General features: G+C 37.5%; 13 protein-coding genes. 8 read left to right on the forward strand and 5 right to left on the reverse strand.

From position 1 onward, the window contains the following. Positions 1-140: 140 nt before the first annotated feature. From DD829_RS09915 to DD829_RS09930, 4 genes are all read right to left on the reverse strand, one after another. Positions 141-1,100 (reverse strand): DUF3810 domain-containing protein, encoded by a 960-nt coding sequence (locus DD829_RS09915; protein WP_317048567.1) that lies wholly within the window; start codon positions 1,098-1,100, stop codon positions 141-143. Positions 1,101-1,191: 91 nt separating this feature from the next. Then, entirely contained in the window at positions 1,192-2,637 is a 1,446-nt protein-coding gene (locus DD829_RS09920; protein WP_076395237.1) for an MFS transporter, read from the reverse strand. A gap of 41 nt (positions 2,638-2,678) precedes the next feature. Next, complete coding sequence (locus DD829_RS09925) at positions 2,679-3,407, reverse strand: lysophospholipid acyltransferase family protein (RefSeq protein WP_228408161.1); 729 nt, start codon at positions 3,405-3,407, stop codon at positions 2,679-2,681. Positions 3,408-3,410: 3 nt separating this feature from the next. Then, on the reverse strand, positions 3,411-3,869 hold the full coding sequence (locus DD829_RS09930; RefSeq protein WP_076395241.1) for a GtrA family protein: 459 nt from the start codon (positions 3,867-3,869) through the stop codon (positions 3,411-3,413). A 233-nt stretch (positions 3,870-4,102) separates the two neighbouring features. On the opposite strand from DD829_RS09930, the gene DD829_RS09935 reads away from it, so the two are divergent. The 8 genes from DD829_RS09935 (at position 4,103) to DD829_RS09970 (ending at position 16,866) form a co-directional block, all read left to right on the forward strand. Next, on the forward strand, positions 4,103-4,369 hold the full coding sequence (locus DD829_RS09935) for a hypothetical protein (RefSeq protein WP_087710611.1): 267 nt from the start codon (positions 4,103-4,105) through the stop codon (positions 4,367-4,369). A gap of 180 nt (positions 4,370-4,549) precedes the next feature. Next, positions 4,550-5,401, forward strand: a complete 852-nt coding sequence (locus DD829_RS09940; RefSeq protein WP_076395245.1) for an ATPase — start codon at positions 4,550-4,552, stop codon at positions 5,399-5,401. Between the two features lie 21 nt (positions 5,402-5,422). Further along, positions 5,423-7,717 (forward strand): NADP-dependent malic enzyme, encoded by a 2,295-nt coding sequence (locus DD829_RS09945; RefSeq protein ID WP_108408549.1) that lies wholly within the window; start codon positions 5,423-5,425, stop codon positions 7,715-7,717. A gap of 253 nt (positions 7,718-7,970) precedes the next feature. Continuing rightward, entirely contained in the window at positions 7,971-8,171 is a 201-nt protein-coding gene (locus tag DD829_RS09950; RefSeq protein ID WP_108408550.1) for a bacteriocin-like protein, read from the forward strand. A gap of 171 nt (positions 8,172-8,342) precedes the next feature. Beyond that, entirely contained in the window at positions 8,343-8,927 is a 585-nt protein-coding gene (ruvA, locus tag DD829_RS09955; protein ID WP_108408551.1) for a Holliday junction branch migration protein RuvA, read from the forward strand. Positions 8,928-8,933: 6 nt separating this feature from the next. Further along, positions 8,934-16,025, forward strand: a complete 7,092-nt coding sequence (gene sprA / locus DD829_RS09960) for a cell surface protein SprA (protein ID WP_185140315.1) — start codon at positions 8,934-8,936, stop codon at positions 16,023-16,025. A gap of 111 nt (positions 16,026-16,136) precedes the next feature. Beyond that, entirely contained in the window at positions 16,137-16,514 is a 378-nt protein-coding gene (gene gcvH / locus DD829_RS09965) for a glycine cleavage system protein GcvH (protein ID WP_108408552.1), read from the forward strand. A gap of 25 nt (positions 16,515-16,539) precedes the next feature. Beyond that, a complete protein-coding gene (locus tag DD829_RS09970) occupies positions 16,540-16,866 on the forward strand; it encodes a VanZ family protein (RefSeq protein WP_108408553.1) in 327 nt (108 codons plus the stop codon). A gap of 345 nt (positions 16,867-17,211) precedes the next feature. On the opposite strand, the gene DD829_RS09975 is transcribed toward DD829_RS09970, so the two are convergent. Beyond that, positions 17,212-17,430 (reverse strand): hypothetical protein, encoded by a 219-nt coding sequence (locus DD829_RS09975; protein WP_123906842.1) that lies wholly within the window; start codon positions 17,428-17,430, stop codon positions 17,212-17,214. Positions 17,431-17,665: the final 235 nt, after the last annotated feature.

The following is a 17,665-nucleotide window of genomic DNA, read 5'->3' on the forward strand; positions in this document are numbered from 1 at the left end:
AAAGTAAAATTACTTTTGTATTTCTGAAAAAAATTGTACTTTTACATCGCCTTGAATGAGGGAACAAGTCAAGGTAATAAATTTTTTTTCATCATTTGTGTTTTTAGAATCGTATCGCCTGATACGATTCTTTTGTTTTTTTATTCCTTTTCGTAATTCATCAGAAGATCAATAAAATAGGAGTAGGTAACCGTACCTTCCTGCTGATTGCTTTTCAGGAAAAGGTTGTTCGTAAAGCCGAAAAAGTCATCCAGCAATCCCTGATGTTTCAGAACAAAAGCCTTTTCATAAGCTCTGTCTTTTTTCATCTCCGGAGAATAGTTTTTCAAAACAGATTTTACAAATTCAGGATCTTTATCTGCGATAAAATTCAACAGGCTTTTTAAGGTAAAATATTCTGTGCTGTATCGCAGATCTGTATTTTCCGAATGAATCCCGATGAGATATCCCACGAAATTCGCTTCCTGCTCTCTGGCAAAACCAAGCTGGTGAGAACTTTCATGTGCAGAAGTGAAAGGAATAAGCGTATTCGGCAATTGTGAGTTGTACTGAGCTTCTGCAGTGAATGGATTGTAATATCCCAAAATTCCGGTGAAATTCATCACGTTTTTAAATAAACTGGGTTTGAAGGAATTAATTTCAGAAGCTTTTTTACCCGAAATGTTGCCTGGAAGTTTTGTCTGCTGCGAGAGAATTTCTGCCTGAACAGCCTTTAGATCTTTCAGAATAAAAATTCCGTTTTTATCTTCATAAGTCAGTTTTCGTGTTTCCTTGCATCGCGCGAGATACTTTAAAGCCAATACTTTTGCCTTTTCAACAGTAGGTTCTTTCTGGCTTGGAAGCTTTTTAATAATAGGAGTCTGAAAATAGAGCATTCCCCAGAATATCTGATACGAAAAATAGAAGATATTTATGCTCATTAATATTTTTAAAAAAGAAGAATTCCTGTTTTTCTTTTTAAATGATGTAATGATACAATACACAAGAAAAATTCCCAGCAAAATATAAATTACATCTCCAAAGGAAAAAGGAATCCATGAAAATACAATCTGATGAACCGTTTTCTGAAATTCAAATAAAGTCTCAAAAAAAGAAATCATGATTTCAGATTTTGAAAAAGCATAGAACAAAAGAAATTGGGCAAGTAATAAACCTGCCCAAAACCTTTTCTTATATTGTATGTTCGTTTTCTTAATGACCACTGCCTTTTGTGATTTTGTCAAGATCAATTCCCTGAGATTTCAAAATTCCGCTTACTCTTATAGCATAGAAAGCAAGATAAGCAAAACAGATCACCCCTACAATATAACTGAAGTGAATATTGGTAAGATCTGCTACATATCCCTGAATAAGGCTTACAATTCCTCCTCCCATAATCATCATAATCAATAATCCTGAACCCTGATTGGTGTGTTTTCCCAAACCATTGATCGCTAAAGCGAAAATACATGGCCAAAGAGTAGAACAGAATAGTCCAACGCTTGTAAAAGCATATACAGAAACCATTCCTTCAGTAAACATACCGGTCAGTAAAGCGGTAATACCTGCAGCCGAGAAAATAAGAAGCATTCTCGCTGGATTTCCTTTACTCAAAATGTCACAGATAATCATTGCAATAATAATTAATCCGTAAACATAGAAATGAGACAGATCGTGTTTTGCAATTGCATTTACCAAAAGGAATACCCCAAAAGCAAGATAAGGAGCTAAGAATCTTAAAATCTTTTTAAATCCTGCACTTACATCGAAAGCTTCAACGGCACCAGTCCAACGACCGATCATTAATGAAGCCCAGTATAATGAAATATAAGGAGCGACATCTTTTGTTTCAAATCCTAAGCTTTTTTCCATATAAGCAGGAAGATTACTTGCAGTAGAAACTTCCACACCTACATAAACAAAGATGGCAATCATCCCTAAGATAAGCTGTGGATACTGCAATGCAGACTTTCTGTGCTGTCCTTTTACGCTGTCATCCGTATCTTCGGTAATTGTTGGAGTAACTGCCGGAAGCGAAGAAAATTTAAGCATAATCGCAACCAGAACAAAGGCTGCTCCTAAAATAAGGTAAGGAATTTTTACACTTTCAACACTTGCATTATTATTCGATGCAGCTGCAGATCCGAAAATCGCAAAAGAAACAATCAGCGGACCGATTGTAGTTCCAAGATTATTGATTCCTCCTGCCATTGTTAATCTCTGAGAACCCGTTTCAGAAGGTCCTACTTCGATGGCTAAAGGGTTGGCAACAATCTGCTGTAAAGAGAACCCCAATCCCACAATAAATAAACCGGAGATCATTAAAGGGAAAGAATGCATATTGGCAGCCGGATAAAACAGTAAAGTTCCTGCTGCAGAAATAAGAAGCCCGACAATAAGCCCGTTTTTGTAACCTATTTTATTCACCAGATCCTGCTTTAATCCCGCAGAGACCAGCATATAAATCAAAGAGCCCACTGTATATGCCACATAGAAGCATATCTGTACAAGCATACTTTCGGTTTGAGATAAATTAAAGGCTTTTTGAAAAACCGGGATCAAAATGTCATTACTTGCCGCCACAAATCCCCAGAAAAAAAATACAGTAACCAATGGGATAAATTGTCCCCAATTAGTTTGTTTAGAATAATTTGACATATTTGTTGAAAATTTCTGAAAACAAATATATATTATTTCTATTAATTATAGTGTTTTAACAATGTTTTTTTTATTGTCTCAAAAGCGGACGATTTAAGGTCTTTCGGTGATTCTGAAGGAGTTAAAATTCCGTTGAAATAAACTTTTGCTTTACCGGGATAACCTTTGGAATTGTCAAACGGGAAAATTTCCTTTAATCCCACGAAAGTAAAGACCACAATAGGAGAGTTGTGTTTTGAAGAAAGCGTAAATGCACCATCTTTAAATTCATCCAGAATAATGGACGTGTCATCCGGAACACCGCCTTCCGGAAAAATAACAATGCTGTTTCCTTCTTCCATTTTTTCGGCGCATCTCCGGTAAACATCGGCGCGGCTTCTTGCACTTTTACGGTCTACCATCACACAGATCCTTTTATAGATGGTTCCGAAGATCGGAATTTTTACCAGTTCTTTTTTTCCCACAAAGCAAACAGGATGATCTGCACACAAAATACACATCAGCATAATATCCATAATCGATGTGTGGTTAGATATGAAAACGTACTGTTGGTTTTTGTCTAATTTTTGATCAGAAAGCTTCGTAAGATCGTACCGCAGACCCATTCCGAAAAAAATGCAGTAGCTCCACCATCGTACAAACCGGTAAGCATATTTATAATGGTTTTTATTGAATGATAAAATGTAAACTGGAATTCCGAAAAGGATGGTGAAGACAAATGCTAAAATCAGCATCCAGAATCTCCAGAGGTAATTTAAAACTTTCGTCACAGCCTATCCGTTAAAGATTACTTTTTTCTTGATGGAATAATTTAAAACCGAAACCAGCAGAATGGCAGCAATTTTACTGATCATTTCCGGACTCAGCGTATAAATAATCAAATCTATATTATCCTTAAATATATAACTGTAAAAAATCTGGAAAAAACCGAGACTTAATAAGGTTGAAATAAAAGAAACCATCATAAAATAGGCAAATTCTTTTCTTTTGGAATGCTTTCCTCTTTCAAAAACAAACCAGATGCTCAAGAAATAATTGGTGATGATTCCGCAGCTTGTAGAGAAAATATTACTCAGCGGATAATGGATCCCGTGGAAATTGGTTTCGCGCGGAAAAAACTGAGGAAGGGAAGTGCTGAAGAGTTTAAAACTCCCGATTTCCACAACCGCACTGAGTCCTCCTGCAATGATGAAGAACAAAACCTGTTTCTGACGTAGTATTAAATCTCTCATCCGATTTTTATGATATGCAAATTTATAATTATATGTTAAACCGATAAAAAAAGATGTTAAATATTTTTTTAGATTCAAAATTATTTCTAAATTTAATTTTCAGAATGATGTAAACCTGACCTGATAATAAATTCATTTTCAACTATTTGTGTTGATGGTTTTTTCTATCTTGTAATGCGTGATTAGAAGCATACGATCAAAAATTTTTACGACCACATTTTAATAATATTTGTATGAAACGTCAAAACAAATACAGAAAATTCCAGCTTCAGCAACAAAATATTGAAGCTCTAGAAAGAGAAAATTCACGCTTCAAACGTGTCTATTCCGAGTATGAAAATATGTCTAATGAACTTTGGAATCTTGAAAATGCAACAGACGAACCTGTTCCCGATGACTTCATCAATGCCATGATTCTTCAAACCTCTTATCTGGAAGATGAAATTGAAGACTGGCTGATCCAGTTTAACGATAAAAAGACGACAGACATAAAACAATAACAATGCATCTGAAAAAAAATTACTGAAAGAGAGCTTTACGGAATTAGTGAGCTCTCTTTTGTTTAATGCAAAAAAGATAACAGAATTGTTATACCACAAATAACACATATGTCATGTTCAGAATCCGTCATCTTACAAGATAAATTCATAATTTAGCATCCTTAAACTAAAATGTAAAATATGGTTGCTATTGTTGATAGTGGTTCTACAAAATCCGACTGGGTAATTTTGGACGATTTTAAAAAGGTCTTCCTGAAAACAGAAACCATTGGCTTCAACCCAAACTTCATCAACAAAGAACTTATTGTTCCTGAAATTGAAAAAAATACAAGCCTTACCACCGTTAAAAATTCGATTAAGAAAATCTTTTTTTATGGTTCAGGATGTGGTGTTCAGCAAAATTGTGATATCATTATAGAAGAGCTGGGCAAAGTATTCATCGGCGCAGAAATCATTGTGAAGGAAGATCTCACGGCAGCAGCTTATGCCGCTTACAGAGGGAAACCTGCCATTGTCTGTATTTTGGGAACCGGTTCCAATTCTTGCTATTTTAACGGAGAAACCATTAAGATTCAGTTGCCTTCTCTCGGATTTCTTGTAGGAGACGAAGGAAGCGGAAGCGCAATCGGTAAACAACTGGTAAGAAGATTCTTTATGCAGAAACTTCCTGCAGATCTCTCATCGGAGTTTGAAGAAACGTATAAGCTGACTGTGGAGGAAGCATTGAAAAACATGTATCACACTCCAAGACCCAATGCGTACTTAGCAGATTTCAACAAGTTTGTAGTGGAAAGAAAAGATCATCCGTATTTACAGAAAATGGTGCATGAAGAAATGCTTAATTTTTTCGATTATCAGGTGCTTCCCTATGTAGAAGCCAAAGATGCCGAGATCAATTTCATCGGATCAATAGCCTATTATTACGAAGATGTTTTACGTTCTGCAGCGGCAGAGCTTAATCTTAATGTGGGACAGATTGTTCAGAAGCCTATCGAAAGTCTCGTAAGCTACCACATTCAATATATATTATAATTAAATAACAAAATTCATTATATGTCAAGTAAAACCCACCGCGACGAAAAGAACTTTAATCAGGCGGCTTTAGACTATCATAAAGCCGAACCTAAAGGTAAGATCGAAGTGATCCCTTCAAAACCACACTCATCTCAGAGAGATTTGTCTTTGGCGTATTCTCCGGGGGTTGCAGTTCCTTGTATGGAGATCCACGATAAGCCTGAAACGGTGTACGACTACACCGGAAAAGGAAATCTGGTAGCTGTCATTTCAAACGGTACCGCAGTTTTAGGTTTGGGAGATATCGGTGCAGAAGCTTCGAAGCCGGTAATGGAAGGGAAAGGTCTTTTGTTCAAAATTTTTGCGGACATTAACGTTTTCGATATTGAAATCAACGAAAAAGATCCTGATAAATTCATAGAAATTGTAAAAGGTATTGCTCCTACGTTTGGAGGAATCAATCTGGAAGATATTAAAGCTCCGGAAGCATTTTATATCGAACAGAGACTCAAAGAAGAACTGGATATTCCTTTGATGCACGACGATCAGCACGGAACGGCGATCATTTCTGCAGCAGCATTAATCAACTCTCTTCAGATTGCCAATAAAAAGATTGAAGAAGTGAAAATGGTGGTGAACGGAGCAGGAGCAGCGGCAATTGCGTGTACCAACCTTTATATTTCTCTTGGTCTGAAAAGAGAAAACGTATTGATGTGCGACAGTAAAGGAGTGATTAACCACAAAAGAGAAAATCTTACTCCCGAAAAAATCGATTTTGTTGCTCAGACGGACATCGAAACATTGGAAGATGCCGTAAAAGGTTCAGACGTTTTCGTCGGATTATCAAAAGGAAATGTAATGACGCCGGAAATGTTGCTGAGCATGAATGAAAATCCTATCGTTTTTGCATTGGCAAATCCTGATCCGGAAATTGCGTACAATGTAGCCCTTGAAACCCGCAAAGATGTCATCATGGCAACAGGAAGAAGCGATTATCCTAATCAGGTTAATAACGTTCTTGGTTTCCCATATATTTTCCGCGGAGCATTAGACGTTCAGGCAAAAGGAATTAATGAAGCAATGAAACTGGCGGCTGTTCATGCCATTGCAGATCTGGCAAAAGAGCCTGTTCCGGAGGCGGTAATTTTAGCGTATAACATTCAGAATCTGCAGTTCGGAAGAGAATATTTTATTCCAAAACCGTTTGATAACCGTTTAATTACAAAAGTATCCAGTGCGGTAGCAAAAGCTGCTGTAGAAAGTGGAATTGCCAGAAAGACAATCACCGATTTTGAAGAATACGAAAACAGCCTCCTCGACAGAATGGGAAGAGACGAGAAGCTGGTAAGAATGATGCAGAACCGTGCAAAAGCCAATCCGAAAAGAATTACTTTAGGAAATGCGGAAGAATATAACGTTCTGAAAGCGGCACAGATTCTATATGAAGAAGGAATTGCCTATCCGAGTCTTTTAGGAAATAAAAAATACATCAAGGAGCAGATGGAACATTTCGGGATCAATCTTGATATTCCGATTATTGATCCAAGCGACGACGATCAGAAAGAAAACAGAAAAAAATACAGAGAAACACTTTGGAAACTTCGCCAGAGAAAGGGAATGAACGAATACAAAGCAAAAAGATTCGTTCGCCAGAGAGATTATTTCGGTCCTTTGATGTTGAAACACGGTGATACAGACGGGTTAATTGTTGGTTTCTCTAAAAATTATACATCCGTTCTTAGACCGGTTTTAGAAGTAATTGAAAAAGATAAAGGAGTAGATAAAGTAGCTGCAATGATGATGATTTTGTCTGAAAAGAAACCAATTTTCTTCGCAGATACCTCCATCAATCAGAATCCTACGGCGGAAGATTTGGTAAATATTGCTAAAATGGCAGAGTTTACTGTAAAATCTTTTGCCATCGAACCGAGAATCGCCATGCTTGGATTTGAAAACTTTGCAGCGATCTCCGAAACTTCAAAAAAAGTAGCAAAAGCAGTAAGCATTCTTCACGAAAAATATCCGAAAATGATCGTGGATGGAGAAATTCAGCCGGATTTTGCGATGAATTCAGATCACTTAAGCGACTATCCATTCTCAAAATTAGGAACAACGCCTGCCAATACATTCATTTTCCCAAATCTTGAAAGCGCCAACTTATCCTACAAGATCATCAGAGGAATGAAAGTAGCACAGGTAATCGGACCAATTTTGATGGGACTGAAACAGCCGGTTCACGTTTTACAGATGCGTTCAAGCGTAGATGAGATTGTAAACCTTGCAACCATTGCCGTTCTGGATGCTCAGAGAAGAGAGAAAAAAGAGAAGAAATAATAAAAAATCTGTTCTTAAGATAGAAAGCAGTACACAAAATAACGGTGTACTGCTTTTTTTTGCGTCCTAATTTCACAATTTTGTGATATTAGGACAGGTAAATTTGTATTTTGAAAATCTTTTGAAATACCTATGAATACTAACTTTTCTAGGGGTAAAATAAATTGTAAAATACATTTTCAGAATTAATTATTTAAATATCTGTTCAACAGGTAGATAAATTAAATACTTTAGGAGAACCAAAAATTACATTATGAAAAATTTAAAAAAACTTTCAAGAGAAAATTTAAGACAGATTGCAGGAGGCGGACCCGGAGGAAAGCCATTGCAGTCTCCGGACGGAGGATATTACTGCCTTCCTTCTCAGGGACAGTTATGTTTGGTAGGATGTACACCCACCTGCGTAAACGGAGCCTGCAACATCAGCATGTGTCTGGATATAAATCCGGTGTAGATTTTTGTAAAATTAAAGTAAGAAAATGAAACCTGTCCATTTGGATGGGTTTCGTTTTTTTTGAGAAATTATTGCATTTACAGTTAAAAATTAAGTTAAAAATCATTCGCGCGTGAAATGAAAACATAACTTAGTTTAAATTACTATATTTGGGAGTTATAAAAATTAATAATGATATTTTCACTTCAAGGCATTGTTCAGGAACTTACGCCTACTTACGCAGTAATCAACGTACAAGGAGTTGGTTACTATGTAGGTATCAGTTTAATGACCTCACAAACCCTCACAACCAATAAAGAAACTTTTCTTTTTATTCAGCAGATCATCAGGGAAGACGCTCATTTGCTATTCGGATTTAACACTCGTTCAGAGAAAGATATGTTCAATCTGTTAATAAGCGTTAATGGAGTAGGAGCTGTTTCAGCACTTATTTTACTGTCTACTTTAAGTCTTGATGAGATCGCTTCGGCAATCCTCTCAAAAAACAGCGCACTCATTCAGAAAGCCAAAGGAATCGGGGCAAAAACAGCCGAAAGAATCATTGTGGATCTTAAGGATAAAGTACAGAAATACAGCAATCCCGAAGAAAACATTTCCACGTTTGCAAATAATAAAATCAAGGAAGAATCGTTATCTGCATTAGAAGTTTTGGGCATTCCTAAGCGAATGAGCGAGAAACTTGCGGATAAAATCATGAAGCAGGATCCTAATATTTCAGTAGAAGAGTTGGTAAAACAAATTTTAAAAAACATTTAACATTTGGTGGCGAATAATAAATATTTCAATATAATTCTGTTCCTGTCGTTTTTGCTTGTGTCTACATTTACATTTGCACAAAGACGGCTTGCAGCAAAGGTAAGCGATACCGCAATTATCAAAAAAGATTATCAGTTGGCAGATCCTACACAGTATGAAGCCTACTACGATATAAAAACAGGAATGTATTTCGTATATCCTAAAGTAGGAAATACCATAACAGGACAGCCGACTGCGATGTCTCCGGAAGATTACAAAGAGTTCATGATGGAAGCGCAGACGAAAGCTTACTATAAGGAAAAATCAGACCGTTACAGTCTCATGTTCCGGAAAGATAAAAGCGATGCGGCGAGAAAAGGTTTAATTCCTTCATTACAGATCAACAACAGGCTTTTCGAAACCATTTTCGGAAGCAATAAAATCGAAATCATTCCTTCCGGGTATGCTTCTTTCGATTTAGCCGGATTATATCAGAAGATTGATAATCCATTGATTTTACCGCAAAACAGAAAGAGTTTTACGTTCGATATCGACCAGAGAATTCAGCTTGGTTTATTGGGAAAAGTAGGAGAAAATCTTCAGTTAAAAGCCAATTATGACACCCAGAGCGGTTTCGCATTTGAGAATAGAATGAATCTTGTCTGGCAGGCAAAAGGAAGCTGGAAAGATCTTCAGCAGAAAGGTTTGCAGGATGTAGATAAGCCAAGTGCAGGAGGAGAGGACAAGATCATCAAAAGAGTAGAATTCGGTAACGTTAATATGCCGCTTTCCACCAGTCTCATTCGTGGTTCACAGTCTTTATTCGGGGTTAAAACAGAATTTCAGTTAGGTAAAACCTTCGGAACAGTCGTGCTTTCCCAACAACAGGGTGAAGCAAGGAATATTACGGTTCAGGGTGGCGGTGTCATGAATACATTTAAATTAAATGCAATTGATTACGAAGACAACCAGCACTACTTTTTAGGACATTATTTCTTAGATAAATATGACGGCGCTTTATTAAATTATCCTCAGATCAATTCGAAGATCAGCATTACAAGATTGGAAGTCTGGGTTCTGGATCAGGGGAACAGCAACTTACAGTACCAGAAAAGTATTGTCGGAATCAGAGATTTGGGGGATGCTTCTGGAGTTCTTCCCGATAATAACCAGCCGGGTTTTAACCTGTATTCCACGATTAACGGATTACCGGGTTTAAGAGATGCGAGTACCGCATACAATGCTATTAAAGGGCAAAACCTTCCTGTTGCAACCGGAGGTACAGAAGTTTATCAGGATGGTGAACACTTTATCTTTAATAAAAAAGCAAGAAGATTAAATACCAACGAATATACCTTACAACCGCAGTTAGGATACATTTCATTAAATCAGAAACTGAACGATAATCAGCTTTTGGCGGTTTCCTTTTCCTACACGGTGAACGGAAGCAATCAGGTGTACAAAGTCGGGGAATTCTCCGAGGAAAGTACTGTTTTAATGGCGAAACTTCTAAAACCGAATACAACGGTAAAAACAACTTCGCCGATGTGGAATCTGATGATGAAAAACATCTATTCTCTGGATGCTGGACAGGTTAATCATGACGGATTTATCCTGAACGTGTTATACAGAGATCCACAATCCGGAGGTAAAGTAAATTATCTTCCGGTTGCCAATAATCCACAGGTAAGCAATGTTCCTCTAATCAAATTATTAAACTGGGACAGACTGAACGCCAACGGAGATTTACAGAACAACGGAACTTCAACGGGAGACGGTATTTTCGACTTTGTTAACGGAATTACCATACGTCCGGAAACAGGAAGAGTGATCTTTACTAAAGTTCAGCCATTTGGAAGCTATATCCAGAATGTCATCGGAAGTAATGATCCACAGTACGTGTTCTCAGATCTGTACAGCCAGCAAAAACAGGTTGCTACATCAAGTAACTTAGCACAGCGTTATACCATTGAAGGTCGTTACAAAGGCGTTCAGGGACAGGGAATTTCTCTGGGAGCAGTTAATGTTCCTCAAGGTTCCGTAAAGGTTTCTGCAAACGGAGTTCAGCTTACTGAAGGGATAGACTACACCGTAGATTATATGTTGGGAACCGTTACCATCATCAATGAGCAGGTAAAACAATCCGGACAGGCAATTAATATTTCACTGGAAAATCAGTTAACATTCAATACCCAAAGAAAGAGATTCATGGGATTGAATTTAGAAAGAAGATTCAATGAAAACTTTATCTTGGGAGGAACCGTTGTAAACTATTCCGAATCACCGCTTACTCAAAAAGTAAACTATGGTCAGGAAGCTGTTAATAACACAATGGCAGGAATCAATTTGATGTACAATAATCAGCTTCCGTTCCTTACGAGATTAACAGATAAAATACCTTTGGTAAATACAGAAGCACCATCCAATTTGAATTTCAAAATGGAAGCAGCTTATTTACTTCCCGGTTTAAATAAAGGAATCAACGATCAGTCTTATATTGATGATTTTGAACAGACCACTTCAAAAATTACTTTAAAAGAACCTACAGCGTGGAGCTTAGCTTCAAAGCCGGAAAAGAATCAATCTGATCCTTTATTTACAGGAGCAGGAAAAAATAATGATATCACGGAAGGATATGGAAGAGGTTTGTTATCATGGTATAACATCGATCCGAGATTTTACGGTGTGGGAGGAAAAGCTCCAACAGGAATCACGCCGCAGTCGGTTTCCAATCACGCTTCAAGAAGGGTTCAATTCTCAGAAATTTTTAACAACAGAGATTTCGTAGCAGGAGAACAGACGTATACCAATACTTTTGATATTTCGTATTATCCGGCAGAGAAAGGGCCTTACAATTCCAATCCGGCTACAGAAACAACCGCACAAAGATGGGCGGGAATCATGAGACCGATCAGCATTTCCAACTTCGTAAATTCCAATATCGAATATGTTGAATTCTGGATGATGGATCCTTATGCAGACGGAAATACTTTAGGTACAAATCCAAAACTTTTACTGCATTTAGGAAACGTTTCGGAAGATATTCTGAAAGACGGACAGATGCAGTACGAAAACGGATTGCCAACACCTTCGGCTCCGTCTACCACTACGGCTTCAAACTGGGGAACTCAGCCGAAGCAGCCACCGATTCTTTATGCATTCTCAAGTGAAGGAGCAGACAGAACCGCTCAGGATTTGGGGTATGACGGCTTAAGTTCGGATCAGGAAGCGGCATTGTTTGGAAATACATTTATCAATCCGGTTACCAATGTTTCCGACCCTGCTGTAGATGATTTTGTATTCTATATGTCTGAAAAGTTCACAGGAACTCAGGCGTCATCATTGGTTCAGCGATACAAGTATTTCAGAAATCCGGAAGGAAACTCTCAGAGTAACTCTTTAGAAGTGGCTTCACAGACTCCGGATGCGGAAGATATTAATAAGGATTACAACTTAGATCAGACAGAAAGCTACAACCAGTATGAGGTAAGCTTAACTCCGGGAAGCCTTACTTTAGGACAGAATAACATCGTAGACGTTAAAACAGTTCAGGCATCATTCCAGAATGGGCAGACTTCTCAGGTAAAATGGTATTTGTTCAGAATTCCGGTTTCCCAGTACGTAAATACGGCAGGAGATCATGATGCTTCTATTTTGAATAATGTAAGATTTGCAAGATTATTATTAACAGGTTTTGACCAGACTTCAACGTTAAGATTCGGAACCATGGATTTGGTGAGATCAGACTGGAGAAAATATCCTAAAAACATTGCCAATACAGGAAATTCAGGAGCTACAGATGAAGGAACAACCGTTGCAGATAATAATAACTTCGAGGTAGGGAGTGTAAATATTGAAGAAAATGCACTGAATCAGCCGCCTTACGTTCTGCCTCCGGGAATCGACAGACAGATTTTAAGCGGTAATGCAGGGGCACAGAGACAGAATGAAGCTTCTTTATATTTAAAAGCAACATCCCTTGCTCCATCAGAAGCAAGAGGAGTATTTAAAAATACCTCTCTGGATATGAGAAGATACAAAAAATTAAAACTTTTTGTACACGCTCAGGATCCTGGTAAAAGAGTATTCGGTTTTAATAAAGAAACCAAGTTCTTCATCCGTTTCGGTAGTGATGCCACGGATAACTACTATGAATATGAATCTTCACTCTTCATCACACCATCTAATGCTACAACACCTATGGAAATCTGGCCGATGGAAAATGATGTGGATTTAAATATTCAGGATTTTGTGGATGCTAAAATAAGAAGAGATAAAAATCACCCTACGCAAATTGTACAAAGATTAAAAGATGAGGTTTTTGATCCGGGGAATACTTTTAAAAGTCTTTACATCAAGGGACGTCCAAGTTTAGGAAACATTACAACCATCATGATTGGTGTCAGAAATGGTTTCGAAAGAGGAACTTCCGGAGCTGTAGCACTCGACAGGATTCTTTGGGTAAACGAAATCCGTCTCTCTGAAATAGAAAATGACGGAGGGTATGCAGGAAACGCCAGCTTAAACTTCAATCTGGGAGATTTTGCAACCGTGAATACAAGTGCTTCTTATACTTCAGTAGGATTTGGAAACATTGATTCTAAACCAGCCGAGAGAAACCAGTCGACTCAGTCTGCATTCAGCATCAATACCGCAGTAAATGTAGATAAATTTTTACCTGAAAAAACAGGAGTTAAAATTCCGGTAAACTATTCTTATTCTCAGACTATTGAAGATCCGAAGTACAATCCTCTGGATACGGATGTAGAGTTTAAGAAAGCAGCAAACAAAGAGCAGCTTAAAAAAGTAGCTAGAACTTATACACAGCAAAGAAGCATCGGCGTTGTGAATATGCATAAAGAAAGAATGAATCCGAACAGGAAACCTAAGTTCTACGATATCGAAAACGTATCGGTAACGGCGGTTTACAACGACGATTATTACAGAGATATTTATACCAAGAAAAATTACAGACAGTATCTGAGAGGGTATGTAGATTACAACTATACATTCAAACCTTGGGTAATCCGTCCCTTCAATAAAATGATCAGCGATACGGCGAAGTCTACGAAATATCTCAGATGGGTAAAAGAATTTAACTTTAATCCTGTTCCAACAAGATTCTCTTTCAGAACAGAAATCGACAGAAATTACAACGAGTTGCAGTTTAGAAATATCGATGCCATTCTTACAGGAAACTATGGTGATGACTTTGCAGCGATTAAAAACAGAAACTTCTATTTCGGATGGCAGTATGGTTTAGGATTTAATTTTACCAAATCTTTAAAACTGGAAATTAACTCGGCAACCAGAACATTGAATGACAATGTGGACGTTAATACAATGGACAACAGTTCTATTTTCGGAAATGTATTAAGAGCGGGTAGACCTGTATTGTATAACCACAGAGTTCAGTTAAACTATAAATTACCGTTCCAGTATCTTCCATATCTTGATTTCATCGATGCGGAATTAGGATACGGATTTACCTACAACTGGAATGCAAGATCTACAGTGTTACTGGCAAGTCCGGACGGAAGCTTAGGTTCAATCGGTCAGAATACGAATGTTATTCAGGCAACCGGAACAGCAGACTTCACCAAGTTCTTTGGGCAGTTTAAGTATTTCAAAAATATTTCGGCAAAATTGCAGAAACGCAAACAGGAAATAGATTCATTAAACAATGCTTATACGCAACAGTGGGAGAAAAACAGATATGCTTATAAAAGATATAAATTCAAAAACAGACTGACTCCGCTTCAGAGCATGGCGTATTTATTAACATCCATGAAGCAATTAGATATCAATTATTCTGAAAACAATGGAACAGTGCTTCCTGGATTATTATCGGCTCCGAACTGGTATGGTTACGGACAGACTTTGGGAGGTCCAACCATCGGGTTCCTTTTTGGATCTCAAGCAGACATCAGAAGAACGGTAATGGAAAACGGATGGGTAAGTGATTCCGAATTTATGACAGATCCTTATGTACGAATGTCGACACGCGAGCTACGGGCTAATTTGCAAGTTATGCCGATGAACGATCTCAGAATAGACATCAGTGCACTGCATAATTATAACCGAAACTTTACCCATACAGGATTTAATTACAGAGATCCGAATACGGGAGTTGCCAATCCGAACTACACATTTGCAAATGATTTGGTAACCTATTCCAACTCGGTTGTTTTATTAAAGACAGCATTCAAAGACGGAGCGGCAATTTATCAGGCAATAAGACAGAATGCACAGGCTTTATCTCAGCAGAAGCAGGGCGCTTTAGAGCCAAACGGATTCAAAGACGGTTATGGAATTTCAAATGCCTATATTTTGATTCCTGCATTCAGAGCTGCGGTGGAAGGAAAAACAGTAAAAGAAATGACCAATCCTAAAAAGGCAGGACTTCCGATTCCAAACTGGAAGATCACTTACTCAGGGTTGAGAAATATCCCGATCATCAACGGACAATTCTCCAAGTTTGATCTTTTACATTCTTATCAGGCGACTTATACAGCAACAGGAATTCAGTCGAGTATCGATTATTTCAACAGTCTTAATGCTTACGATGCAACGCAGAGAGATATTAATGACGATTATATCAATCCGTTCACTTTTGCTCAGGTAGGTTACGTAGAAAACTTCTCACCTTTGATCGGAGTAGACATGACGATGAGAAACAATATTCAGTTGGGTATTCAGTACAACAGATTAAGAACATTGTTACTCGGATTGGTAAACCATACCTTAACAGAAGATTCAAACAGCGAATATGTAGTGAGAGTAGGATATATCATCCGAAACTTCAGATTAGGAATGACGAATGTGAGAGGACGAGGAAAAGCAAAAGGAAGTGACCTGAACATCAGAGGAGATTTCTCGCTGAGAGACAGCAAGACGAGCATCACCAACATTTTACTGGATGATTCTCAGGTTACAGGAGGTCAGAGATTGATGAACATTAAAGTCTCAGCAGATTATAATGTATCACAGAACCTTAATCTTAGAGTATTCTATGAGCAGATGACTTCTAAATATAAAATCTCAACAGCATTCCCGTTGTCAACAATCAGAGCAGGTATTTCTGCCACGTTTACATTCGGAGACTCAGGCGGTTTCTAATTAGAACGAAAATAAATTTAAATGTCCCTCAGTTTTTGAGGGACATTTTTTATATCCGATATTTGAACCTTCTGGAATTTTGAATACATTTGTACAAATAAAAAATTAAAAATGAACACACCATCAGAATTAAAGTACACGAAAGATCACGAATGGATCAAGATTGAAGGAAATGTTGCTACAATCGGTATTACAGACTTCGCACAGGGAGAACTGGGAGATATCGTTTATGTAGATGTAGACACTATAGATGATGATCTTGAAGGAGGTGCCGTTTTCGGAAGTGTAGAAGCTGTAAAAACAGTTTCAGATCTATTCTTGCCTATCTCAGGAAAAGTGATCGAATTCAACTCAGAATTGGAAGACCAGCCGGAATTGTTAAATTCAGATCCTTATGGCAACGGATGGATCATCAAATTAGAAGTTGCTGAAGGTGCAGATCATTCAGAATTACTTTCTGCGGAAGAATACCAATCAATCATTGGATAAGATTTTAAAAATATTCAGTAAGATATTGCCCATTTATTGGGCATTTCTTACTTATATGCTTCTCAGACCGGGAGAAGAAAACCATGAATATTGGTTTATGTTCAGCGGTATTGACAAGATTTTGCATCTAAGCATTTTTGCGGCATTAGGTTTCTTTTTCATTGCCGCTTTTCCAAAAATCCGTTTTTACTATTTCATCCAGATCATTCTGCTGTATGCATTTCTTACCGAGATCCTTCAGGAAGAAATGGGATTGGGAAGATCAATGGAAACCTTAGATATCGTTGCCGATACTTTAGGCTGTCTCATCGGATACTATATATATAAGTTCTTGGAAAAACGATTTCTTTAATTGCGAAAAAATGTTTCGGTGGTCATGAATAGGACTAAGGCCACGAAGCTATATCAAAAAAATATCACCTTCATTTTAAAAATTCTTCCTCATTGATAAACTTTTTTTACAAGGAGCTATTTCCCGCTATCCACTTTATCTTTTGGGTTACGGGCTCCGCTTCGCTCCGCCCGCAACCCAAAAGGATGCCGTTTCTATCGGGGCTAGGAATTTCAGAAGCCTTACTGAGATACCGGCAGACTTTCATTTGTAGATGCATAAAGAGATTCTAATCTTACATCGGATTTTTAAATACATATCTAATAAAGAAAAAGAAACTGTCTAAAATGCCATTAATTGAATATTTCAGAATTTTGTTTCTAAATCTTCAGTGTATATTCTTAATGACATTCTGGATACATTCTCTTTTTCATTTGTAAATAATCTCCTTGCTTTCTCAATAAACTTTTCTTCTCCAACTTCTTTTCTTTGTCCACAAACTCTCTCCTCTCCAACACTTCCCCTCAAATCCACGAAACTCCGGTTCAAAATCCACTCTTTCCACTCCTTATCCAATTTTTTCACGGAGTAAAAAACATTAATCGAGTAATGTGGAAAACTATGGATAACCATTTAAACTCAAATAAGCCAGTGTTTTAGGATTCAAAGTTACCCACAATAAGCATTCTAGTGTAAATATTATGTTAAATATATTTGGAAGGGCGGGTTTAAAGTCTCTATCTTTGCGGCACTGAAAAACGAAATAGAATCAGTAAGCGGAGACGAGCTTTTAGATAAGCGATATACTTTAATAAAACGC

It is taken from the genome of Chryseobacterium sp. HMWF035 (genome assembly GCF_003094695.1).
Lineage (GTDB): Bacteria > Bacteroidota > Bacteroidia > Flavobacteriales > Weeksellaceae > Chryseobacterium > Chryseobacterium gambrini.